The following is a 22,774-nucleotide window of genomic DNA, read 5'->3' as shown; positions in this document are numbered from 1 at the left end:
ATGAATTTGTGGACACAGTTAGCAGCTTTTTCTTTTATTGAAACGGAGCATTCATTTTTACGCCCGATTCTTTTTGGAGATGCAGAATCCCTTTATAAAATTGCTTCCAATCCGGATAATACCGAGTTTATTTTTCCGACTGAAAGTAGCTTGCAAGAAAGTGAATATGTTATCGCCAATTATTTTATGAAAAATCCCTTGGGAATCTGGGCAATTTGTGATAAGGAAACGAATGAAATGATTGGTTCCATTAAATTTGAAAAAATGGACGAAATAAAAAAAGAAGCTGAACTAGGATATTTTTTGAGGAAAGACTACTGGGGACAGGGCTTGATGACCGAAGTTGTCTGTGAATTGGTTTTTCTTTCCTTTACGAAATTCGATTTTAAGCGTCTGACTATCATTACGCATGAAGAGAATATTGCTAGTCAGAAAGTTGCACTGAAAGCTGGTTTTAAGCTCTTCCGTCAGTTTAAGGGGAGCGACCGCTATACGAGAAAGATGAGAGATTACACCGAATATCGCTACGAAAAAGGAGATTTCAATGAGTAAACACCAGGAAATTTTGGCTTATCTTGAAAATCTTCCAATTGGCAAGCGAGTCAGTGTTCGGAGTATTTCAAATTACTTGGGGGTCAGCGACGGAACTGCCTACCGAGCGATCAAGGAAGCTGAAAATAGAGGAATTGTCGAAACCAGACCCAGAAGTGGGACTATCCGCGTGAAGTCAAAAAAAGTCGTCTTAGAACATCTGACCTACAAGGAAATTGCGGATATTACTGGTTCAGAGGTTCTTGCCGGTGAAAAAGGACTGGAAAAAGAATTTAACAAGTTCTCCATCGGAGCTATGACCGAGCAAAATATTCTACGCTACTTAAACGAAGGCGGTCTTCTTATTGTCGGGGATCGGACGCAGATTCAGATTTTGGCTCTTGAAAATGAGAATGCCGTGCTAGTAACGGGAGGATTTGAAGTTGATCCAGAGGTTTTAAAACTGGCCAATCGTATTGAAATTCCCGTCCTAAGAACCAAGCACGATACCTATACCGTGGCGACCATGATTAACCGTGCCCTATCCAATATCCAGATTAAAACTGATATTTTGACGGTAGAACAGGTTTATAGAGCTAGTCACGAATATGGTTTCTTGCATGACACAGATACCGTTCGTGACTATCTGGACTTGGTTCGTCGTAATCGCACTAGTCGTTTTCCAGTCGTTAATCAGCATCAAATGCTGGTTGGTGTCGTGACGATGCGGGATGCGGGAGATAAATCACCTTTGACTACCTTGGATAAGGTTATGACCCGAAAAATCTTCATGACTGGTCTTTCAGCAAATATTGCCAATGTCAGTCAGCGCATGATTGCAGAGGATTTTGAGATGATTCCGGTAGTGCGTGGCAATCAGACTCTCCTTGGAGTGATTACACGTCGGGATATTATGGAAAAAATGAGCCGCTCACAGATTTCCAGTCTACCGACCTTCAGTGAGCAGGTGGGCCAGAAGCTTCATCGCCAAGAGGATATTTTTTCTTTCACTGTCGAGCCTTTCATGCTGGAGCAAAATAGAGTCTTGGCTAATGGCGTCCTGACGGAAATTATCACTCGGATTACGCAGCAGTTGATGACGACGAATAGTCAGAGCTTAATCGTCGATCAGATGATGATTCATTTCTTTCAGGCTGTTCAGATAGATGATGTCCTGCAGATTCGGCCACGTATTATTCATCAGACGCGGCGGACAGCAGTGATTGACTATGATATCTACTTAGATTCGCTCATCGTTGCCAAAGCAACGATTACTGTAAAAATTACTTAGTAAAGAGGTTAATAATGATTACTATAAAATCACAACGTGAAATTGATTTAATGGACAAGAGTGGAGATTTCTTAGCTTCTGTTCATATCGGCTTGAGAGATTTGATCAAGCCAGGTATTGACATGTGGGACATCGAAGAATATGTCCGCAAGCGCTGTAAAGAAGCTAATGCCTTGCCCCTTCAGATTGGCGTAGAGGGCAGTATCATGGATTATCCTTATGCGACTTGTTGTTCTCTTAATGACGAGGTGGCTCACGCCTTTCCTCGCCATCAAAAATTGGTAGAAGGCGATATCATCTGTGTGGACATGGTTGTTGGCTTAGTCGACAAGGCTGAGCTGGATGTATCTAAGCTGGACTTTAACAACGTAGAGCAGATGAAGCAATATACAGAAAGCTTCCGTGGCGGTGTCGCAGACTCTTGCTGGGCTTATGCTGTTGGACAGATTAGTCCAGAAGCGCAGCAGCTCATGGCTGTGACTAAGGAATGTCTCTACCGAGGAATTGCAGCCGCACAAGTTGGCAATCGTATCGGAGACATTGGTGCAGCCATTCAAGAATACGCTGAGAGTCATGGATACGGAGTAGTTCGTGATTTGGTTGGTCACGGGGTTGGTCCAACCATGCATGAGGAGCCAATGGTGCCGCATTACGGCCGTGCGGGACGTGGCCTGCGTTTGCGGGAGGGAATGGTTCTGACTGTCGAGCCCATGATCAATACAGGTACTTGGGAAATTGACACAGACTTTGAGACCGGTTGGGCGCATAAAACCCTAGATGGCGGTCTTTCTTGCCAATATGAGCATCAATTTGTCATTACCAAAGATGGTCCTGTGATTCTAACCAGCCAGGGCGAAGAAGGGACTTATTAAGTAGAGGGCTGGGCTTGTCCCAGTCTTTTTGAATAGGAGAGAGATGTGACAGGATTCATCAAAAAGATAAGAGAAAATGAATTTCTCAGAGCGTTTTTCCATTTTTATCAGGCGTCGGAGGCAGATATTACCAGTATTGCTGTGGCCTATTATTTTCTGATTTCGATTTTTCCCTTGCTATTGATTGCGGCAAATATTCTGCCCTATTTTCAAATTCGGCCAGATGAGCTCTTGGTTGCGCTGAAAGACTTACTGCCAGAGTCATTGTATCTGACGATCGCCAAGGTTGTCCGCGATGTGCTAACCAAGCCTTCGACAGGTTTGCTGAGTATTTCTATCCTATCTGCCCTGTGGACTTTTTCCCAGAGTATGACTTTTCTGCAAAAGGCTTTTAATAAATGCTATGGTACGAAGCAAGGGCGGGGTCTTATCTGGGAGCGGATCTTTGCTTTTATCATGAGTCTAGGCTTGCAAGTCTTGCTAGGCTTGTCGCTTGTTTTGACCATATTCGGTCGAATGCTGGTTGGGATTCTTTATAATTTCTGGCACTTTGACCGTGGTCTCTACCAGCAGTTGCTGACCATGACAGAGCCTACGATTTATCTGATGCTCTTTCTTTCGCTGATTCTGCTTTATTTTTCTTTACCCAATGTGAAGATTCCCAAAATCCGCTATGTGCTACCAGGTGCGACCTTGGTTCTGGTTATTATTTATAGTCTCATGAACCTTTTTACTGTTTATATCGAAGCTTACCTAGATCGCTTTTTAGATGTGCGTTTTGTCGGCTCAGTGGTGGTTGTGATTATCATGTTTTGGTTTATCCTGATTGCCAAGGTGCTTATCGTCGGTGCTGTCCTCAATGCGAGCATCCAAAGTCGCTTCGTATCGCACTTTGAAAGCCGTAGTGGTGAGCTTATTCTGAGATTTGATGAAGAAGGAAAAGCGGATAAGGATACAGATGTATAATAGGTGAAATATGAAACAAACAATTTTTAATGCCTCGTTAGAGGAAAGTATGAATTTAGTGACAGATCAGTATATCAAAACTTCATTTGAGGATTTCAATGAAAAAGGTTATGAGGGAAAGCTTTTAGGAATTATTACAATGCAATTTATCCTATTCCTAATCTTTCTTTTTAGTATTTGGGTTGATTCTCAAAATCTGCAGTTTTTATTTATGAAAGTAGGCCTTATAAATGGTGCGTTTTTTGGATTAGGATTTGTAGGGTTTGTTGGTTATATAATTGATCTAACCAAAATAAAAAATCAGTCAATCCTATCCTATTATTACTTTAATAAATGGGTTAATTTTATGATTTTTCTTCTTGGTTTGCAGTGTATAGTAATAGGTATAGCTGGAGCAGGAACGATAATAGGAATGATTTTATCTGGCGCATTATATACGGTTGCTTTTATTTTGTACTTTATTAGACTATTTCAAAATTTTCAGAAGAATACGCTCGAAATTTTGTATCAAGAGTCTACTTACTCAAATAGAGGAGCGGATTTTCTCGATCGTTTTGTTGTATTTGCAAAAAGGTACGGAGGGCTTATCCTGTTCCTAATAGTCATTTTCCGTATCTTTTTCCCAAACTCGGATCTTATTCAGCAAAATGGTACCCTTCATTCAATTTTTATAGCCATTAATCCAATATTATTTGTCCCCTTCCTTTACTTTCTGTATGTTTTAAGTGTGAACAATTCTCAAGGCTACTATCTCAAAAAATATTTGGAAGATTACCGCCAGTTATCTGACTACTCCATCGAAGAGTGGTATGGGAAAGAGTCGAAAAGATACAAAGAATCGTTGGATCAGGAAGTTTAGTCAATGCTGGCTTACCCACTCGATTTTTATGGTGATGGTAGCCCATTTTACAATGGAACCTGAATCAAATAGGAGAAAATAAATGGATAAGATACAAAAAGATATTAATGATGCACTAGAAACAACGCGACGATGGAATATATTAGTAATGATTTTCGTAATACCATTATTTCTTGGTCTATGTATACTTGCTCCATGGCTTGCGATTGGTTTAGGAACATATATGAGTAAGAATAGTATAACTTTTTTGCAGCCACTTACTGAGTTAGAGTATCAACTAATTATCCCAGAAAAGGTTTTTGGTATTTTATTTTTAGTTTATTGGGCGATGTATATGATTATTTATATCATTTCAAAAAGAAATAGAATTTATGCTTATATACTCAATTTACTCGTCTTATTCACTCTTATTCATTTAAGCATTTTTGGACTATGTTTAGGCTTGCAATTCTTTGTTCCTTTTTTAATCATTCGGATTATTTATTGGCTAGCTTATTCTGTAGCAGTTATCTATATTTTTTATAGTCTCATAACAAAGTCATATACTAGAGTTTTTGATATTGACAAGGAGAAAATAAAGAAATATACAAATGTTATCTTGGCTTTATGGTTTATAAATTTTATTGCGGGTATCCTTATTTCAGGGTTTAAAAATTTACTTGCTCATTTACTTTTGGCTTTATTACCCATCGCTCCAATATTTCTCATTATTATCTTAATATCATTGAGTAAATCAACATTCTCTACATTATTTAATCTTAATGAAGTCAATAAAAATCAAGAGAAATACCGTGAAGAGTATGGCTATACTATCGAAGAGTGGTATGGAAAGAAGTCAAAAATGTATAAGCAATATGTTAAGAAAAAACGAGGCATTAGTAAATAAATATCTATCCGAAAATTTCCACCTGATTTGACTCCAGGTGGTTTTTCTATGCTCTTCTCAAGCTGATTTGATATTGTAGTATTACATGATGTGAGTAATAAGGCCACACTAATGGATTTTAAAGGTGAAGATTACACTCTAGAGAATTTAGCTAGTGATTGTACTGACCTTTATCAAAACATATCAAGAGATTACTTAACAAGCAGTCAGCTAACCTTCCCAGCATCTATTTCTAACAGAAAGTGAGGCTAAGACTTTTTCCTAGCCTCTTTTTTGATGGTCTGGATAAGGGAAAGGCGGAAGAGTTCTGTGCGGAGGTTTAGTTCTATATAGAATTTTTCTAAGATAAGTATTTTTAAACATTTTTATTGCATTTGCAACAAAAATCTGTTATACTATCTTCAGAAGGAGGAGGTATGTCAATTTTACGTGAGATTGGAATAATTGCTCGGGCTTTGGATTCCATTGCTAATATTGAGTTTCGTGACATAGATTTGGCGCGGGGGCAGTATCTCTATCTGGTGCGGATTGCGGAGAATCCTGGGATTATCCAGGAGGAGCTGTCAGACTTGCTCAAGGTGGATCGCTCAACGGTAGCTCGTTCAGTCAAGAAGCTTGAAAGCAAAGGCTTACTGGAACAGCGGCCAGCTGCCAATAACCGCAAGAACAAGGAATGGTTTGTCACCGAAAAGGGGGCGGCCCTCTATCCTCTTATCTTAGCGGAAAACGAATATTCGGAACAGGTGGCGTTGGAAAAATTTTCAGAAACTGAGCGAAAAGAGTTAGAAAAGTTGCTGGTTCGCGTCCGAGAGAATATTACAAAGGATTGGGAGCTGGTCAAAAAAGGTCAGAAAAGAAATTATTGAGGTAGAACATGAAAATTACAGTTGAAAATGAATTTTGGGCTTTGTTTCCAGAAGCGCAGATTAGTGTCTTAGTGGTCAAGGGGCTGGATAATAGAGTTGATGAAAGTAAGGACCCATATTTCAAATCCCTGCTGGATAAGGGCGCAAAGCGAGCAGCAGACTTTATTCCAGATGAGAATTTCACTCAGAATGATGTTATTCAGGAGTGGCGGCAGGCTTTCAGCCAATTTAAGACCAAAAAAGGAGCGCGTTCCTCTATCGAAGCCCTACTCAAGCGGGTCAGTCAAGGACGGGAATTCAACCCCATCAATCCCTTAGTAGATATTTATAATAGTGTTTCCCTCTCTTATGCGGTTCCATGTGGCGGAGAGGATTTGGACAAGATTATCGGTGGTCTTTATTTGGGTAAGGCTAAGGGTGGCGAAGCATTCTTTCCACTGGGAGCTGAGACTGATGCACCAGCTTTGGCAGAAGAAATCATCTACTATGATGAAGAGGGAGCGGTCTGCCGTTGCCTTAACTGGCGAGAAGCGCAGCGGACCATGCTGACGGAAGATACCAAGTATGCCATTTTGGTTATCGAGGCCATCAACGAAGAGCAGGCGGCGCGTGCTCAAGCAGCTATGACTGAACTCCAGACTCTGATTGAGGACTATTTTGGTGTCAAGGGTGATATTACCCACTTGACAGCTGAAAATCCCAGTTTGGAAGTCTAAAAATAAAAACAAATCTGGATCAGAATTATCTGGTCCAGATTTGTTTTTATAGGAGAAATAAGCCGAGCTATTTTTATTTTGCCTTGTTTTTAAAGACAAAAATTTTGCTGAAGACATAGTTGAGAACGATAATCAGCACTTGAGCTATCAGAGTTTCAATGGTGTTGACCATCTTAATATCGTTGTGGACGAATTGACCAATAATCTGCGGGAAGCTAGTGACAAAGATAAAGGTTAGCAGCAAATTCAAGGCCATAGTTGCCAGTCGGGCTGTGAAAAATTTGACCAATCGTAGTGGCCAGCCTTTTCTTTTCTGCTTGAAAACGATGGTATCGTTGGTCACAAAGGCAAAGAGAATACCTAAAATATCACCGATTATCGTAGCCAGTAATTCGTTTCCTGTCAATTCATAGCAGAGCATCCGACTGACAACGGAGACAAGAGTGGTTGCCACACCAAAGAAAAGATAGGATAGAACCTCATTGTCAAAGAATTTTTTAATCAAAGTTTTCATAAGCATAGTCTATCACATTTCTAGGATTTATGCTATACTAGTGAAGTTGTCGATTTTGAGGAGATAATTTTCCCGTCTGACGCAACCCTTGGCGCTTAGCTTCTTTCGCCAAGCATATTACACGCGCTCATGCGCTAAAGGAGAAAACATGAAACAAGAAAACTTATCAGTCCGTGATTTGATTCAGATTGCCATTGTTGCTGCTATTTATGTAGCCCTTACGATTACGCCCCCTTTAAATGCTATCAGCTATGGTGCTTACCAGTTCAGAATTTCTGAAATGATGAACTTTATGGCCTTTTATAATCGTAAATACATCATGGGAGTGACCATCGGCTGTATGATTGCCAATCTCTATAGCTTTGGAATCATTGACGTCTTTGTCGGCGGTTGGTCAACTTTAGTCTTCCTATCACTAGGTGTCTATCTTTTCAGTCGTTATAAGAATCAATACCTGATCAAAGATTTGCTTCGTTTGGATCATTTCTATTTTGCTATTTTCTTCTCTATTTCGATGGTGACAATCGCTGCAGAGTTACATCTCTTGCAAGGCTTGCCATTCTTCCTGACTTGGTTCACAACGGCTATTGGAGAATTTGCTTCCTTGATAGTTGGAGCTATCCTTATTAACCAGATTGCAAAAAGGATTGATTTAACAAAATAAGACAGCAGAGAGCGGAATTTCTGCTCTTTTTCTGTCCTCTTTTTTAGTGAGAATTCGGGACAAATAGAGGAAGATTTTGTGTATTTGTGATAAAATAGAAGTATGAAAGAAAGAATGTCAGAATTAGTCAAATTGCTTAACCGATACGCTCATGAGTATTATACGGCAGATAGGCCAAGTGTATCGGACAGTGAGTATGACAGACTCTATCGTGAGTTAGTGGAGTTAGAAGAAAAGTACCCAACTGATATCCTACCTGATAGCCCGACCCATCGGGTGGGTGGGAAGATTTTAGAAGGATTTGAAAAATATCCACACCGGTATCCTCTCTTTAGTTTGCAGGATGCTTTTTCACGTGAAGAATTAATGGCTTTTGACCAGCGGATTCGCAAGGAATTTCCTCAGGTTTCCTATATTTGTGAGCTCAAGATTGACGGGCTTTCTATTTCCCTGACTTATGAAAAGGGAATCTTGGTAGCAGGAGCGACTCGGGGAGATGGTTCTGTTGGTGAAAATATCACTGAAAACCTCAAGCGGGTCAAGGATATTCCCCTGACCTTGAAAGAACCGCTAGACATTACGGTTCGCGGAGAGTGCTACATGCCCAAGGCTTCCTTTGATGCGGTCAATCAGCTGCGGCAGGAGAACGGTGAGCCTGAGTTTGCCAATCCTCGAAATGCGGCAGCAGGAACCTTACGCCAGTTGGATACAGCAGTTGTGGCCAAGCGTAATCTAGCAACCTTCCTCTACCAAGAAGCCAGTCCGACTGAGGCTGGCAGCCAAGAAGCAGTTTTGAACAAGCTAGCTTCTTTGGACTTCTCAGTTAATCCGATTCATTTTCTAGCAAATTCTATCGATGCCGTTTGGGAGTTTATCGAAAAGATTGCCAAAGAGAGGGACAGTCTGCCTTATGAGATCGACGGTATTGTCATCAAGGTCAATGACTTGGCGGTGCAAGAGGAGCTTGGCTTTACTGTCAAGGCACCTAAGTGGGCCATCGCCTATAAGTTTCCAGCTGAGGAAAAGGTAGCACAGCTTTTGTCTGTTGACTGGACAGTCGGTCGGACAGGAGTTGTGACTCCGACAGCCAATCTGACGCCAGTGCAGCTAGCGGGAACGACTGTCAGCCGAGCAACTTTGCACAATGTGGACTATATTGCAGAGAAGGATATTCGTCAGAAAGACACCGTTATCGTCTATAAGGCAGGAGATATTATTCCTGCTGTATTGCGAGTGGTGGAGTCCAAGCGGGTCTCAGAGGAGGCTTTGAAAATACCAAGTCACTGTCCGAGCTGTGAGAGTGAGCTGGTGCATTTCGAGGACGAAGTGGCTCTGCGCTGCATCAATCCCCTCTGTCCAGCCCAGATCAAGGAAGGCTTGATTCACTTTGCCAGCCGGGATGCTATGAATATTACTGGCCTTGGTCCAGCAGTGGTCGAAAAGGTCTTTGATAAGAACTTGGTCAAGGATGTGGCTGGAATTTATCGACTTTCTGTAGAAGATTTGCTGACCTTGGACGGCTTTAAGGAAAAATCAGCGAATAAATTGTATAATGCCATTCAAGCTTCTAAGGAAAATTCAGCAGAGAAATTGCTCTTTGGTCTGGGAATCCGTCACGTGGGAAGCAAGGCTAGTCGGATTTTGATGGAGAAATTCCACGATATGATCAAGTTGTCACAGGCCAGTCAAGAGGAAATATCTTCCATTGACAGCTTGGGGACAGTTATCGCTCAGAGTCTGCATTCTTACTTTGAGCAGGAAGGCAGTCAGCTTCTGCTGCAAGAATTACAAGAAGCTGGCGTTAACCTAGACTATCTGGGGGAGAAAGTGGCAGCCGATGCCGCTCTCGCTGGCAAAACAGTCGTATTGACCGGAAAATTACAAAAATTAACACGGAATCAAGCTAAAGAAAAATTGCTGAGCTTGGGCGCAAATGTTGCTGGAAGTGTGTCTAAAAAGACAGATTTGGTGGTGGCAGGTAGCGATGCCGGCAGCAAATTGACCAAAGCTCAAGAACTTGGGATCGAGATTCGAGATGAGGACTGGCTAGATAGCTTATGAGGCTGAGTATGGAACATAAAATAAAAAAAGCAAGATTAATTTATAACCCAACTTCTGGGCAGGAAATTATCAAAAAAAATATTGCCGAAGTCTTGGATGTCTTGGAAGATGTTGGCTATGAGACCAGTGCCTATCAGACGACTCCAGAGCCTTTCTCTGCTCAGCGAGAAGCTGAAAGAGCAGCAAGAGCAGGTTTTGATTTAGTTATAGCAGCTGGTGGAGATGGGACCATCAATGAAGTAGTGAATGGGGTTGCGGGCCTAGATGTGCGCCCCAAGCTGGCTTTCATTCCAACTGGTACGACCAATGATTATGCGCGTGCCTTGAAAATTCCCATGGGAGATCCAGTGGCTGCAGCTCGAATTATCGAGAAAAATCAGACGATTCAGATGGATATCGGTCGGGCTTATGGCAGCAAATACTTTATCAACATTGCGGCGGCGGGTACGCTGACAGAGCTGACTTACAGTGTCCCTAGTGAAGTCAAGACCCGTCTAGGCTATCTGGCTTATGTAGCCGAAGGAGCCAAAATGCTGCCACGCTCCAAATCCCGTAAGGTACGGATTGAGCATGACCATGGTGTTTTTGAGGGCAAGATTTCGCTTGTCTTTGCAGCCTTGACCAATTCTATCGGAGGCTTTGAAAAACTAGCGCCAGATACCAAACTGGACGATGGAAATTTCACCTTGATTCTTGTAAAAACGGCTAAGTTGTTTGATATGCTTAGTCTCATCATACAAGCAATTAATGGTGGCCAACATGTGACGGATGCTAATGTTGAATATCTGAAAACCAGCAAATTGAAGCTAAAAGTATTGGATAAAAAAGCACCCTTTATGTTGAATCTGGACGGTGAGTACGGAGGAGATACACCAGTAGAATTGGAAGTTTTGCACAATCATCTGGAGTTTTTCGCCAATATAGATGAAATCGATGAGAGCGCTCTTTCCTTAGAAAAATTAGAATGAAGAGATAAATGAAAATGATAGACTATAAAGTCATTGTTCATTACCACAATCCCAAGGGAGATTACTTTTCTTATGATTTGTGGCAGTGGCAGACGGATCAGTGGGGAAAAGAAGCACCTTTTTCTAAACTAGATTATTTTGGTATCCAGGGAGAACTATCTTTTGAAAGTTGGGAACCTCTCAGTCAGGCTCATGTGATTGTCAAGCGTTCAGACTGGTCCAGCCAATCTTGCGACTACCACATTGATTTATTGCCAGTTCATTTGCCCACAGAGGTTTGGTTGATTGAAGGAGATCATCAGGTCTACTATTCCTTGCAAGCGGCGACGACGAGCCACCAATATTCGCGGCGACGTCCCCATAATTTCGATGTGGCTATGCGGTCGGATTATTTTGACGAATGCTGGGGCTACCAAGGTTGGCTTGGGCATCGTCTGCAGGGGCAAGTAAATGAGTTTAAAGTTTGGGCTCCGACAGCCAAAAAGGTTGAATTGCTAGTCTATGGAACTTCCGATAATCAAGCAGCTGTTTATAAAGAATTCCCTATGGAAAAGGGCGAAATTTACTCGCACGATCATGCTAAAAATACAATCGGAGTTTGGTCGGTGGAAGTGCCAGAAGATTTAGCTGGCAAGGCCTACCAGTATCATGTTCATTTTGAAAACCAGCATTTTTTGACGCGCGATCCTTATACAATCGCTACCAGTCCAGATGGCAAGCGCTCAGCTATTGTTGCCGAACAGGACAAGACTGTTGCTGGTTTTAAGGTATGTCAAGGCAAGGAGGCAACCTGGCGTTTAGATAACCCAAATCAGGCGGTCATCTATGAGATGCATATCCGAGATATTAGCAAATCGCCTAGTTCAGGGGTCGCAGAGCATTTGCGAGGGACTTTTTTAGGTGCTTGTCAACGTGGCACTAGAAATAGTCAGGGAGACCAGACTACTTTTGATTACATTCGCAATCTAGGTATCAATGTCGTGCAGCTCCAGCCGGTTTCTGACCGCCATAAGGACTATGATGAAAATGGCCAAGTTACCTATAACTGGGGCTATGATCCACAGAACTACAATGCACCAGAAACCAGTTTTTCTTCTAATCCAGATGATCCAGGTCAGGCCATTAGAGATTTGAAAACCATGATTCAGGCTTACCACGATGCAGGGATTTCTGTGACCTTGGATGTGGTTTACAATCATATTTATTCGACCTTTGACTCAGCCTTTCAGTCAACGGTTCCCGATTATTACTACCGAATGAATCCAAACGGTTCTTTCCAAAATGGTACAGGTGTCGGCAGTGAGACGGCCAGTGAGCATGAAATGTTCCGCAAATTCATGATTGATTCCCTTCGTTATTGGGTAGAAGAATTCAATGTGGATGGCTTCCGTTTTGATCTGATGGGAATCCATGATGTCACCACCATGAATATCATCCGAGAAGAAATGGATAAAATTGATCCACGGATTTTGCTTTATGGTGAAGGTTGGGATATGGGAACAGGCCTGATGCCAGAGGACAAGGCTAAGAAAGACAATGCTTATCAACTGCCGCGAATTGGCTTTTTCAATGATACCCAGCGCGATGCGATAAAGGGTGCTGAAGTCTACGGTGGTCTGAAAGCTGGTTATGTGAGCGGACAAGCGACTGAAGATATCATAGCCAAAGCCATTCTGGGCAGCAGTGAGTTAGGCTCCTATTTGACACCAACTCAGGTTCTGAATTATGTGGAGGCGCATGATAATTTCAACCTGCATGATTTGCTGGTTGACTTGCACCCAGATGATGATGAGGTCACTCGGACCAAAAGAATTGAGCTGGCAACAGCTATGAACTTGCTCATGCAGGGAATGGCATTTATGGAATTGGGCCAAGAATTTTCCCGCACAAAACTAGTAGGAACAGGCGAAGAGGGCCAAGTCCTGCCTAGCGACCGTGACAGAGCCATGAATAGCTATAATGCTCCCGATGCTGTCAACCAAGTGAATTGGGAATTGATTAGCCAACATCAGGAGAGTATTGACTATATCAAGCAGATCATTCACTTAAAGACAAGTCAGAAGGAAATTTCTTATCAAACCTATGAAGAGATTTACAAACATGTCTTTGTAAGAGAAGCCTTTGCTGGCAGTGGTATCGTCATTTTTGAGATTAAAGATGAAAAACATTATGAAATCATTTTTAATGCAAGTGGCCTGCCCTATTACCTTGAGAATGCGGATCATCTACGTTTATTGATCGGAAATAGTCGTCATAAGAGACCCTTCTATGTGGAGAATCTGACCGCTTCCGTTTTTGAAGTGATTGCATAATATGAATAAAAATAAGAAAAGATTGAAGACGGCTTTGCAGCTTAAGTCTTCAATTTTTTTGTGCTTCAAAAATAAAAACTCTCCCCAAAACATTTTCAATGTTTTAGGAAGAGTTGAGTAGCCTCATAGATTAGGGACTGGCACTTGAACTGGAGGAGCTAGAAGAGCTGGAGGACTCTCCGCTAGTTCCCTATTCGCTGCTAGTGCTAGAGTGAAATTGTTCTGGGTGAAGTGCTCGATAACTTGGTGAATTAAAGAGATCCACAGAGGATACACCGCCACGTTTTGAATAAAGGCTAGTTGATTGGTCGCCTTTTTCTTTCTCAATGGCCTTGAGGGCTTTCAACGAGTTGATGTAGTTGTAATCATCAGGATTGACTTTTCCTAGGTTATTGCCCGTGTAAAAGCGGAATAGGTCCCCTGTCTGAATAGCATCGCTCATCTTCAGCTGTGTATTTGCGGCTGTTCGGATAGCTTCTAGTTCAGCTGTTGTTGACTCGTCTGGCAGAGTGATCTCCTCCCCAGTTTGTGTGTTGTAAATGCGGCCGCTATAACTTGTGTATTTTGGTGTTACAAAGTTATTGGTTGAGCGGAAAGCCACGATTTGCTGGTGCTGAGATGAGAGGAGGTCTTGCCCGACTTGAAGGTAATTTTTAGAGTCAATTCCCAATAAATGCTCCAAGGTTGGCAGCATATCGATTTGTCCGCCAAAGGTATCAATGATTTTTCCCTTTTCCATTCCAGGTATCACGACCATGTATGGCACTCTCTGTAACATAGCGTTGTCATAACTAGACCAAGTCTCAGAGTTTTTATTGATCAAAGGTGCCAGAGCTGGATTACGAGAATTAGAAATTCCATAGTGGTCGCCGTAGAGGACGATAATTGAATTTTCATAGAGTCCAGATTCTTTCAGGTAGTCAAAGAAGGCTTTGACAGCGGAGTCGAGGTAGTTTGCTGTTGCAAAATAGCCATTGATGGTTTCGTCTTTGGTATCTGCCAGTGGGAAACCAATCTCATCGCCAATCAAGCTGGTCGTATAAGGATAGTGATTAGAGACGGTGATGTATTTGGCATAGAAAGGCTGCTGTAAATGTTCCAGATATTTGATGGAATCTTTGAACATAATTTTATCGTTCAAGCCATACTGGAAGGAGTTGGTCTCGTCTTGCTTGGTAAAGTAGGACGCATCGAAGAAATAATTATAGCCCCATTGTTTGTAGGCGGTGTTGCGGTTCCAGAAACTACCTGTATTTCCATGGAAAACAGCAGATGTGTAGTCTCCATTTTTTGATAGAATAAAAGGTGCTGCTTGCTGGGTATTGGTACCGCCGTAGTTTACCATGAAGGAGCCTTGGTTAAGACCAAAGAGACCTGTTTCAATCATGGTCTCAGCATCGGAAGTCTTTCCAGCCTTGACCTGGTTAAAGATGTTTGAAAAGGCTAAAGTAGAGTTGGAGTGGTAAAGGGAGTTAAGGAAAGGCGTAACTTCGTATTCCTTGCCCTCCATCTGTAGTTTATAATCAATCAGAAACTGCTGGAAGCTCTCTAGATGGACATAGATAACATTGCGACCTTTGGCAATGCCGTAGTATTCAGAGTTTGGCTCAGCATAATGGGATTGGATATATTGTTGAACGGGTTCTAGATCCTTGGCAGAGGCTTTGGAACGCTCTTTATTAGCAGCATAGGTTTGATTGGCACTGTAGCCCAGGAAGGCAGGAAGACCAAGGGCGCGAACGACATAGTAATTTGAAAATCCGCGTGTCAGGAGCTCAGGACGATCAATTTCTGCTAGGAAAAGATTGGCCGAAAAGAGCATCGCTGATAGGGACGTTACAGCAAAGCTGGCGCGGAAATTAAACCTACGATGATCCAAGCGGATATACTTTTTATAAAAAAGCCAGCCCAGAATTGGAAAATCAATGATATAGATAGCATCCCAAGGGCGGAAGAGTTCCATGGCTGCGGCTCCGAGCCCTGCAGACACCTTGCTAGAGGCCAACATGGTATTGACTGTCACAAAGTCGGTAAACTCACGGTAGTAGATGGAGTTTGAGACCAACCAGACAAAGAGCATGATGTAGATAGCCGTGCTGACACAATAAAAAAGCTTAGTCGGCTTGATATAAAGGGCAAGTCCAATCAGTAAAAGTCCAATTGGGAAAGGGTTAATCAGAGCCAGAAAAATTTGATAGGCTCCTTGAATATCTAAATTAAAATCAACGGTATAAGCCCACATGGTTTTTAACCAATAAATCGTGAGCAAGCTCAAGACGAAACCGAGCCTTGTACTCATAAAATTGAGTAAATTCTTGGTTATTTTTTTCACAGAAAGATACTTCCTTGTCTTATTTCCTAAAAATTCTCTTCTTCTAAGTATATCACAATTTTTCAAGTTGAGGAAAAATTGTGGTGATTTAGTGCTTAGTTTATTTTATTTATAAAGTAATTTAGAATAAGGGCAATTATTTCCTAGCTTCAAGATTGTTCGTAAACATACCTAAGGTTAAACAGGCTTTGCACCATGATAGATAGTGGAAAGTAGAAGTAGGGGAGCTTGCTTGAAAGTCCGCCTGATAAAACAAATATTTAATATATAAAATGTTGAAAATTTCTTCTACTAAAACAAGATTATGTGAAAATAATAAATATGCTTTGAGAATTTTCACAATATTTGGTATAATAATGCTTATGAAGAAACTTACTGTTAATAAACAGACAGAGGAAAAGTTGAGAAAAGGGATTTTAGTTCTAGATAAGAATGATTTTCCAACTCTTTCATTCACCGATCAATGTGTGGAATTGCATAGTCAGCAGGGGAAGTTCTTGGGAACAGCTTATCTCTCCTTACAAAATAAGGGACTTGGCTGGCTGATTTCCTATGCTAAGGTAGAGCTGAACTCAGCTTTCTTTCAGCATTTGTTTGAAAAAGCTAAAGACAAGCGTTTCTATTACCGTCATGCGGAGGATACGACAGCCTATCGCCTGTTTAACCAAGAAGGTGACGGTTTTGGCGGTTTTACGGTTGACATCTACGAGAACTATGCCGTTTTCTCTTGGTACAATTCCTTTGTTTTTTCAATCAAGGACCAGATAGTGGCTGCTTTCCAGCAGGTCTTTCCTGAGGTCACTGGAGCTTACGAGAAGATTCGCTTCAAGGGCTTGGACTATGAGTCTGCCCATCTCTACGGAGCAGAAGCGCCAGCCTATTTTACGGTTTTGGAGAATGGCGTGCGCTATCAAGTCTTCATGAATGATGGCCTGATGACTGGGATTTTTCTGGACCAGCACGAGGTGCGGGGGAGTTTGGTTGACGGCTTAGCTAGCGGAAAAAGTCTGCTCAATATGTTTTCTTATACAGCAGCTTTCTCGGTGGCAGCTGCTATGGGCGGTGCCAGTCAAACAACTTCGGTGGATTTGGCCAAACGTAGCCGCGAGCTTTCCCAAGCGCATTTTGAAGCCAATGGTTTGGATTTAGAGCCGCATCGTTTCGTGGTCATGGATGTTTTTGATTATTTCAAATACGCCAAGCGTCACGAGTTGAAATATGATGTGATTGTCCTTGATCCGCCGAGCTTTGCTCGCAATAAAAAGCAGACCTTCTCTGTTGCGAAAGATTATCATCGTTTGGTGGCTCAGGCCTTGGAAATCTTGAGTCCAAAAGGAACATTGATTCTTTCGACCAACGCAGCTAATGTTTCTAAAAGTAAGTTTAAAAAAGAAATTGAAAAAGGATTTGCAGGAGTTCCTCATCGCTATCTAGCGGAATATGGCCTACCAGCAGACTTTGTATACAATAAGAAAGATGAGAATAGTAACTACCTCAAGGTATTTACAATTAAGGTGGACAAATGAAATTAGTCGTTTCAATCATGCCCAGAAGTTTAGAAGAGGCTAAAGCAATTGATGTGAGTCGTTATGATGATGCTGACATTATCGAATGGCGCGCGGACTTTTTGCCGAAAGAGAGCATTCTCAACGTTGCTCCTGCTATTTTCGAGAAATTTGCTGGCCGTGAATTGCTCTTCACGCTGCGAAGTCGCGGAGAAGGTGGCGAAATTGATCTGTCAGATGATGAATATGTTGCTCTTATCAAGGAAGTAACCAATTTTTATTCGCCAGACTATGTTGATTTTGAATACTATTCGCATAAAGATAAATTTGAAGAAATGCTCGAGTTTCCTAATTTAGTTCTCAGTTATCATAATTTCGAGGAAACACCTGAAAATATGATGGAAATTTTGTCAGAATTGACAAGTTTGGCACCAAAAGTGGTCAAAGTTTCTGTTATGGCGCATAATGAGCAGGATGTCTTGGATCTGATGAACTATACTCGTGGATTTAAGATTTTGAACCCTGAACAAGAGTATGTGACGATTTCTATGGGAAAAGTCGGAAAGATTTCTCGCTTAGCCGCGGATTTGACGGGTTCGAGCTGGTCTTTTGCCAGTGTTGAACAGCCGAGTGCACCAGGTCAGGTTTCCCTAGCAAACATGAAGGTTGTGCGGGAGATTTTAAATGAAAATTGATGGCCATACTCGTCTAGCAGCAGTGGTTGCTAAGCCGATTAAGCATAGCATTTCACCATTTATTCATAATACAGCCTTTGAGAAGACTGCTGTCAATGGTGTCTACCTTGCTTTGGAAATTGGAGCAGAGGATTTAGAGGCGACCGTTGCTAATATCCGAAGGTATAATATGTTTGGGATAAATTTGTCAATGCCCTACAAGCAGGAAGTCATCCAATATCTTGATGAATTGGCTCCCAGCGCTCGTCTTATCGGGGCTGTGAATACAGTGGTGAATAAAAATGGTACATTGATAGGATATAATACGGATGGCAAGGGATTTTTTAAGAGCTTGCCGTCTTTTGCTATTCAGGGCAAAAAAATGACCATTTTAGGTGCTGGAGGAGCCGCGACAGCTATTATCGCTCAAGCTGCTTTGGATCAGGCAGAAGAAATCTTTGTCTTTACTCGGCAGTCTTCTTATGATAAGACTGTCAGCAAGATGGCAGTTATCAGCCGCCAGACTGAGAGTAGGATTCATGTATTGAATTTAGAAGACTTGGCTATCTTGCAGGATAAAATCAACCAGTCAGACCTTTTGGTCAATGGAACAAGTGTGGGTATGGATGGAAAAACTTTGCCATTAGCTGAAAGTATTCAGCTGCCGAGCCAGATTTTAGTCGCGGATGTGATTTATAAACCTTTTGAAACACCTTTTTTAAAGTGGGCTCGAAGTCAGAAAGTAGTGGCAGTGAATGGTCTGGGTATGTTGCTTTATCAGGCCGCAGAAGCTTTTGAGCTTTGGACAGGACAACCCATGCCTTCTCAGGAAATTTGGCAGCAGCTGGAAGCTCTGTATAAATAGTTACTCGTACTCAACTGCTCTATGGTTGGATCAGGAAAAACAAGGAGGCGCTTATGAAATTGAATGTAAATCTCCCCCATCATCCCTATGATATTCTCATCGAAAAAGGAGCCTTATCTCAGGCTGGAAACTGGCTGAGTCAGCTTTGGCAGCCTCAGAAAGTGGTCATCATCACGGACAATAGAGTCGCTCGACTCTATGCGGAAAAGGTCAAGCTGAGCTTAGAAGCAGCTGGGTTTGAGACTTTTGTCTTTGACTTTTTGGAGGGCGAAGCCAGCAAGAACTTAAAGACGGTCAACAAAGCCTATGAGTTTTTGGTCAAGGTTGGTCTGACCCGTAGTGATGGTATCGTGGCCTTGGGTGGCGGCGTTGTTGGTGATTTGGTAGGGTTTGTTGCTTCGACCTACATGCGGGGGATTCATTTCGTTCAGATTCCGACCAGTCTGACAGCTCAAGTGGACTCTTCTATCGGTGGTAAGACAGGTGTCAATACGCCTTGGGCCAAGAATATGGTTGGCACTTTTACTCAGCCTGATGGTGTCCTGATTGACCCTGAAGTCTTGCAGACCTTGGGCCAGCGGGAACTGATCGAAGGTATGGGCGAAGTGGTCAAGTACGGCTTGATTGAGGATAAGGAACTCTGGGATGAGCTGTCAGAAATGGATGGCAGCCCAGAGTCGATTTTGGAGCATGCGGAGAGTATCATCTACCATTCCTGCGATGTCAAGCGTAAGATTGTGGTCGAGGACGAGCTGGATAATGGCGTCCGCCTCTATCTGAATTTCGGCCATACCATTGGGCACGCTATTGAAGCGACAGCGGGCTATGGAAAAGTCATGCACGGTGAAGCTGTGGCGATTGGCATGGTACAGATTTCTCGTGTCGCTGAGAAGAAAGGCCTTATGCCAGCCGGAATCACAGAAGACATCATCCGTATGTGTCATAAGTTTGGCTTGCCGGTGGATTACCAGCCATGGAATGAGGCTGCTCTCTATCAGGCTTTGACCCATGATAAGAAGGCTAGAGGGAATTCTATTAAACTAGTACTGGTTCCTGAGTTGGGTTCGGCTAGTATTCACCAGATTCCGTTGGAAGAGATGAAAGAATTTCTGAAGAAATAAGTGCCAGATGGAGTTTAAGACGATTGGACAGTTTGGATAAAAATAGACAGGGTATCCATATCTTTCCATCCCAGAAATAGGAGAAAATGTATGAGATACTTAACAGCAGGAGAATCCCACGGACCACGCCTGACAGCTATTATTGAGGGTGTGCCAGCTGGTCTTCCTCTGACCGCTGACTATATCAATGCTGAGCTCAAGCGCCGTCAGGGTGGGTATGGCCGTGGAGCCCGTATGAAGATTGAAAGCGACCAAGTCGAGATTACGTCTGGAGTTCGGCATGGCTTGACCATGGGCGGTCCGATTACCCTCAATGTCACAAATCTCGATCATCAGAAATGGCTGGAGATTATGAGTGCGGCGGATGTAGATGAAAAGAAAAAAGGGCTGCGCAAGATTACCAAACCACGCCCTGGCCATGCGGACTTGGTCGGAGGTATGAAATACCGTTTTGACGATTTGCGAAATTCCCTTGAGCGCTCTTCAGCCCGCGAAACGACCATGCGTGTAGCAGTCGGAGCGGTAGCCAAGCGCTTGCTGGAAGAAATCGGTGTAGAGGTAGCCAGCCATATCGTGACCTTTGGTGGCATTGATATTGATGTGCCGGATGACCTGACTGTAGCAGAAATCAAGGAAAGAGCTGCCCAGTCAGAGGTTTCCATTGTCAGTCCCGATCGCGAAGAAGAGATCAAGGCCTATATTGATCAGATTAAGAAAGACGGGGATACCATCGGTGGTGTCATTGAGACGGTTGTTGGCGGTGTGCCGGTCGGTCTGGGCTCCTATGTTCAATGGGATAAGAAGCTGGATGCCAAGATTGCTCAGGGAGTCGTGTCCATCAATGCCTTCAAGGGAGTTGAGTTTGGTGTGGGCTTTGAAGCAGGCCGTCTCAAGGGCAGTCAAGTCATGGATGAAATCCTTTGGTCTGAGGAAGATGGCTTCACTCGCAGGACTAATAATCTAGGCGGCTTTGAGGGGGGGATGACCAATGGTCAGCCAATCGTGGTGCGCGGTGTTATGAAGCCCATTCCCACTCTATACAAGCCACTTATGAGCGTGGATATTGAGACCCACGAGCCTTATAAGGCGACAGTGGAGCGGAGCGATCCTACGGCTCTGCCAGCGGCGGGTGTTGTCATGGAAAGCGTGGTGGCAACAGTTTTAGCTACCGAAGTTCTGGAGAAGTTCTCTTCGGACAATCTGGAAGAACTAAAGGATGCGGTAGCCCGCCACCGGGAATTTGTTAAGAACTTTTAGAAGTAAGGAGAGGGTATGGAGAGAAAAACGGTCTATATCGCTGGTCTGGGATTGATTGGAGCATCTTTGGCTTTGGGCATCAGGCGCGCTCATCCTGAGATTGAGATTCTTGGCTATAATCGCAGCGAAGAATCGCGCAGAGTCGCCTTGGAACGTGGAATGGTAGACCGAGTGACGGCTGATTTTGCCGCCTTTGCTCCATTGGCTGATGTGATTATTCTGGCTGTGCCTATCAAGCAAACCATAGCATTTATCAAGGATCTAGCGGAGCTGAACCTGAAGGAAAATGTTATCATCTCAGATGCTGGCTCAACCAAGGCTGAGATTGTGGCAGCTGCAGAAAATTATTTGCAACATAAGCCCGTCCGCTTTGTCGGTGCTCATCCCATGGCTGGAAGTCACAAGACCGGAGCCAAGGCAGCCCATGTCACCCTCTTTGAAAATGCCTATTATATCTTCACCCCCTCTAATCTGACTAAGCCAGGTACTCTTGAGGAAATGCAAGATTTGCTGAGTGGTCTTCATGCCCGCTTTATTCAGGTAGATCCTGTAGAGCACGACCGAGTGACCAGTCAAATCAGTCATTTTCCGCATATCCTAGCCTCCAGTCTGATGGAGCAAGCGGCAGCTTATAGCCAAGAGCATGAGCTGACCCAGTCTTTTGCAGCCGGTGGTTTTCGAGATATGACGCGGATTGCGGAGAGTGAGCCGGGTATGTGGACCTCTATCCTCTTGACCAATCCTGAAGCTATCTTGGAGCGGCTGGAAGATTTTAAAGATCAGTTAGACAAGGTGGCCGCAGCGATTGAGGCTAAGGATGAGTCAGCAATCTGGGAATTTTTTGACCGAGGACGGCAAAGCCGCAAACAAATGGAAATTCATAAGCGTGCAGGTGTGGACAGCTTTTATGACCTCTTTATTGAAGTTCCTGACGAAGAAGATGCGATATTGGGTATTTTGGAGCTTCTGCGCGGAATTTCGGTCGTCAATATTCGTATCAACGAGGAAAATCGAGAAGATACCCACGGTATTCTGCAAATCACCTTTAAAAATCGCCAAGATTTGGAAAAATCTGCTAAAATAGTAAAAGAAAATACGGATTACCAAGTGTCCGTAGATTAATATAGAATGGAGAACTCTATGTCAAATATTTATGATTTAGCCAATGAACTCAGCCGTGGACTTCGCGAAATGCCAGAGTACAAAGCTGTGGTAGAAAGCAAGCAGGCTATCAATGCGGATAGTGAAGCCAAGGCTATTTTTGATGACTACCTAGCTTTCCAGAAAGAGCTGCAGCAACTGGCTCAAACAGGTCAAATGCCGACTCCAGACATTCAAGAAAAGATGCAGAGTTTTGGAGATAAAATCCAAGGCAATGATTTATTATCAGCCTTCTTTAACAAGCAACAACAGCTCTCTATTTACTTGTCTGATATTGAACGGATTATTTTTGAACCAATTCAGGAACTATTCTAATAGAAGAAGTTATAAAATTAGATGAAACCAAGAAGCCA

General features: G+C 42.9%; 21 protein-coding genes and 1 riboswitch. Of the genes, 19 read left to right on the top strand and 2 right to left on the bottom strand.

Going from position 1 to position 22,774, the window contains the following annotated elements; all coding sequences use genetic code 11:
• From FZ954_RS04580 to FZ954_RS04545, 8 genes are all read left to right on the top strand, one after another.
• Window positions 1–552 carry a GNAT family N-acetyltransferase gene (locus FZ954_RS04580; RefSeq protein WP_125390567.1) on the top strand — a complete coding sequence of 184 codons (552 nt, stop codon included), beginning with the start codon at window positions 1–3 and terminating at the stop codon, window positions 550–552.
• A complete protein-coding gene (gene spxR / locus FZ954_RS04575) occupies window positions 545–1,822 on the top strand; it encodes a CBS-HotDog domain-containing transcription factor SpxR (protein WP_148877440.1) in 1,278 nt (425 codons plus the stop codon). Before FZ954_RS04580 ends, spxR begins: the two co-directional genes overlap by 8 nt.
• 14 nt (window positions 1,823–1,836) lie before the next feature.
• On the top strand, window positions 1,837–2,694 hold the full coding sequence (locus FZ954_RS04570; protein WP_148877438.1) for a methionyl aminopeptidase: 858 nt from the start codon (window positions 1,837–1,839) through the stop codon (window positions 2,692–2,694).
• A gap of 45 nt (window positions 2,695–2,739) precedes the next feature.
• Complete coding sequence (locus tag FZ954_RS04565; protein ID WP_148877437.1) at window positions 2,740–3,660, top strand: YihY/virulence factor BrkB family protein; 921 nt, start codon at window positions 2,740–2,742, stop codon at window positions 3,658–3,660.
• A 10-nt stretch (window positions 3,661–3,670) separates the two neighbouring features.
• Window positions 3,671–4,519: a hypothetical protein gene (locus tag FZ954_RS04560; protein WP_148877434.1), complete on the top strand. Its 849-nt coding sequence runs from the start codon at window positions 3,671–3,673 to the stop codon at window positions 4,517–4,519.
• 82 nt (window positions 4,520–4,601) lie between these two features.
• On the top strand, window positions 4,602–5,405 hold the full coding sequence (locus FZ954_RS04555) for a hypothetical protein (protein WP_148877432.1): 804 nt from the start codon (window positions 4,602–4,604) through the stop codon (window positions 5,403–5,405).
• Between the two features lie 416 nt (window positions 5,406–5,821).
• On the top strand, window positions 5,822–6,271 hold the full coding sequence (locus FZ954_RS04550) for a MarR family winged helix-turn-helix transcriptional regulator (protein ID WP_045499527.1): 450 nt from the start codon (window positions 5,822–5,824) through the stop codon (window positions 6,269–6,271).
• An 8-nt stretch (window positions 6,272–6,279) separates the two neighbouring features.
• Window positions 6,280–6,987 carry a B3/4 domain-containing protein gene (locus FZ954_RS04545; RefSeq protein WP_125390564.1) on the top strand — a complete coding sequence of 236 codons (708 nt, stop codon included), beginning with the start codon at window positions 6,280–6,282 and terminating at the stop codon, window positions 6,985–6,987.
• Between the two features lie 73 nt (window positions 6,988–7,060).
• Here FZ954_RS04545 and FZ954_RS04540 read toward each other — a convergent pair whose 3' ends face one another.
• Window positions 7,061–7,501, bottom strand: coding sequence for a GtrA family protein (locus FZ954_RS04540; RefSeq protein WP_125390563.1), 441 nt, complete (start codon window positions 7,499–7,501; stop codon window positions 7,061–7,063).
• A 28-nt stretch (window positions 7,502–7,529) separates the two neighbouring features.
• Window positions 7,530–7,652, top strand: a riboswitch (PreQ1 riboswitch).
• On the opposite strand from FZ954_RS04540, the gene FZ954_RS04535 reads away from it, so the two are divergent.
• The 4 genes from FZ954_RS04535 (at window position 7,650) to pulA (ending at window position 13,506) form a co-directional block, all read left to right on the top strand.
• Window positions 7,650–8,165, top strand: coding sequence for a QueT transporter family protein (locus FZ954_RS04535; protein WP_148877429.1), 516 nt, complete (start codon window positions 7,650–7,652; stop codon window positions 8,163–8,165). (Overlaps the previous riboswitch by 3 nt.)
• 102 nt (window positions 8,166–8,267) lie before the next feature.
• Window positions 8,268–10,226 (top strand): NAD-dependent DNA ligase LigA, encoded by a 1,959-nt coding sequence (ligA, locus tag FZ954_RS04530; protein WP_148877427.1) that lies wholly within the window; start codon window positions 8,268–8,270, stop codon window positions 10,224–10,226.
• Window positions 10,227–10,234: 8 nt separating this feature from the next.
• On the top strand, window positions 10,235–11,194 hold the full coding sequence (locus FZ954_RS04525) for a diacylglycerol kinase family lipid kinase (protein ID WP_148877424.1): 960 nt from the start codon (window positions 10,235–10,237) through the stop codon (window positions 11,192–11,194).
• Between the two features lie 14 nt (window positions 11,195–11,208).
• Complete coding sequence (gene pulA, locus FZ954_RS04520; RefSeq protein ID WP_148877641.1) at window positions 11,209–13,506, top strand: type I pullulanase; 2,298 nt, start codon at window positions 11,209–11,211, stop codon at window positions 13,504–13,506.
• Window positions 13,507–13,696: 190 nt separating this feature from the next.
• Here pulA and FZ954_RS04515 read toward each other — a convergent pair whose 3' ends face one another.
• Window positions 13,697–15,838, bottom strand: coding sequence for an LTA synthase family protein (locus FZ954_RS04515; RefSeq protein ID WP_148877422.1), 2,142 nt, complete (start codon window positions 15,836–15,838; stop codon window positions 13,697–13,699).
• Window positions 15,839–16,200: 362 nt separating this feature from the next.
• Between FZ954_RS04515 and FZ954_RS04510 the strand changes: the two genes are divergently transcribed.
• From FZ954_RS04510 to FZ954_RS04480, 7 genes are all read left to right on the top strand, one after another.
• On the top strand, window positions 16,201–17,364 hold the full coding sequence (locus FZ954_RS04510) for a class I SAM-dependent rRNA methyltransferase (protein ID WP_148877420.1): 1,164 nt from the start codon (window positions 16,201–16,203) through the stop codon (window positions 17,362–17,364).
• On the top strand, window positions 17,361–18,038 hold the full coding sequence (aroD, locus tag FZ954_RS04505; protein WP_148877418.1) for a type I 3-dehydroquinate dehydratase: 678 nt from the start codon (window positions 17,361–17,363) through the stop codon (window positions 18,036–18,038). The genes FZ954_RS04510 and aroD overlap by 4 nt, the downstream gene beginning before the upstream one ends.
• On the top strand, window positions 18,028–18,882 hold the full coding sequence (locus FZ954_RS04500) for a shikimate dehydrogenase (RefSeq protein WP_148877415.1): 855 nt from the start codon (window positions 18,028–18,030) through the stop codon (window positions 18,880–18,882). The genes aroD and FZ954_RS04500 overlap by 11 nt, the downstream gene beginning before the upstream one ends.
• 53 nt (window positions 18,883–18,935) lie before the next feature.
• Window positions 18,936–20,003: a 3-dehydroquinate synthase gene (gene aroB, locus FZ954_RS04495; protein ID WP_148877413.1), complete on the top strand. Its 1,068-nt coding sequence runs from the start codon at window positions 18,936–18,938 to the stop codon at window positions 20,001–20,003.
• A 90-nt stretch (window positions 20,004–20,093) separates the two neighbouring features.
• Window positions 20,094–21,260: a chorismate synthase gene (gene aroC / locus FZ954_RS04490; protein WP_148877411.1), complete on the top strand. Its 1,167-nt coding sequence runs from the start codon at window positions 20,094–20,096 to the stop codon at window positions 21,258–21,260.
• Window positions 21,261–21,275: 15 nt separating this feature from the next.
• Window positions 21,276–22,382, top strand: coding sequence for a prephenate dehydrogenase (locus tag FZ954_RS04485; RefSeq protein ID WP_148877409.1), 1,107 nt, complete (start codon window positions 21,276–21,278; stop codon window positions 22,380–22,382).
• Window positions 22,383–22,400: 18 nt separating this feature from the next.
• Window positions 22,401–22,736 (top strand): YlbF/YmcA family competence regulator, encoded by a 336-nt coding sequence (locus FZ954_RS04480; protein ID WP_048765128.1) that lies wholly within the window; start codon window positions 22,401–22,403, stop codon window positions 22,734–22,736.
• The last annotated feature ends 38 nt before the right edge of the window (window positions 22,737–22,774 follow it).

The organism is Streptococcus sp. Marseille-P7375 (assembly GCF_902460365.1).
Lineage (GTDB): Bacteria > Bacillota > Bacilli > Lactobacillales > Streptococcaceae > Streptococcus > Streptococcus cristatus_I.
This window is presented reverse-complemented; position numbering and strand designations above follow the sequence as displayed.

Coding starts and splice junctions, on each gene's coding strand:
- FZ954_RS04580 (WP_125390567.1), top strand. CDS start 1: ATGAATTTGTGGACACAGTTAGCAGCTTTTTCTTTTATTGAAACGGAG.
- spxR (WP_148877440.1), top strand. CDS start 545: ATGAGTAAACACCAGGAAATTTTGGCTTATCTTGAAAATCTTCCAATT.
- FZ954_RS04570 (WP_148877438.1), top strand. CDS start 1,837: ATGATTACTATAAAATCACAACGTGAAATTGATTTAATGGACAAGAGT.
- FZ954_RS04560 (WP_148877434.1), top strand. CDS start 3,671: ATGAAACAAACAATTTTTAATGCCTCGTTAGAGGAAAGTATGAATTTA.
- FZ954_RS04555 (WP_148877432.1), top strand. CDS start 4,602: ATGGATAAGATACAAAAAGATATTAATGATGCACTAGAAACAACGCGA.
- FZ954_RS04550 (WP_045499527.1), top strand. CDS start 5,822: ATGTCAATTTTACGTGAGATTGGAATAATTGCTCGGGCTTTGGATTCC.
- FZ954_RS04545 (WP_125390564.1), top strand. CDS start 6,280: ATGAAAATTACAGTTGAAAATGAATTTTGGGCTTTGTTTCCAGAAGCG.
- FZ954_RS04540 (WP_125390563.1), bottom strand. CDS start 7,501: ATGAAAACTTTGATTAAAAAATTCTTTGACAATGAGGTTCTATCCTAT.
- FZ954_RS04535 (WP_148877429.1), top strand. CDS start 7,650: ATGAAACAAGAAAACTTATCAGTCCGTGATTTGATTCAGATTGCCATT.
- ligA (WP_148877427.1), top strand. CDS start 8,268: ATGAAAGAAAGAATGTCAGAATTAGTCAAATTGCTTAACCGATACGCT.
- FZ954_RS04525 (WP_148877424.1), top strand. CDS start 10,235: ATGGAACATAAAATAAAAAAAGCAAGATTAATTTATAACCCAACTTCT.
- pulA (WP_148877641.1), top strand. CDS start 11,209: ATGATAGACTATAAAGTCATTGTTCATTACCACAATCCCAAGGGAGAT.
- FZ954_RS04510 (WP_148877420.1), top strand. CDS start 16,201: ATGAAGAAACTTACTGTTAATAAACAGACAGAGGAAAAGTTGAGAAAA.
- aroD (WP_148877418.1), top strand. CDS start 17,361: ATGAAATTAGTCGTTTCAATCATGCCCAGAAGTTTAGAAGAGGCTAAA.
- FZ954_RS04500 (WP_148877415.1), top strand. CDS start 18,028: ATGAAAATTGATGGCCATACTCGTCTAGCAGCAGTGGTTGCTAAGCCG.
- aroB (WP_148877413.1), top strand. CDS start 18,936: ATGAAATTGAATGTAAATCTCCCCCATCATCCCTATGATATTCTCATC.
- aroC (WP_148877411.1), top strand. CDS start 20,094: ATGAGATACTTAACAGCAGGAGAATCCCACGGACCACGCCTGACAGCT.
- FZ954_RS04485 (WP_148877409.1), top strand. CDS start 21,276: ATGGAGAGAAAAACGGTCTATATCGCTGGTCTGGGATTGATTGGAGCA.
- FZ954_RS04480 (WP_048765128.1), top strand. CDS start 22,401: ATGTCAAATATTTATGATTTAGCCAATGAACTCAGCCGTGGACTTCGC.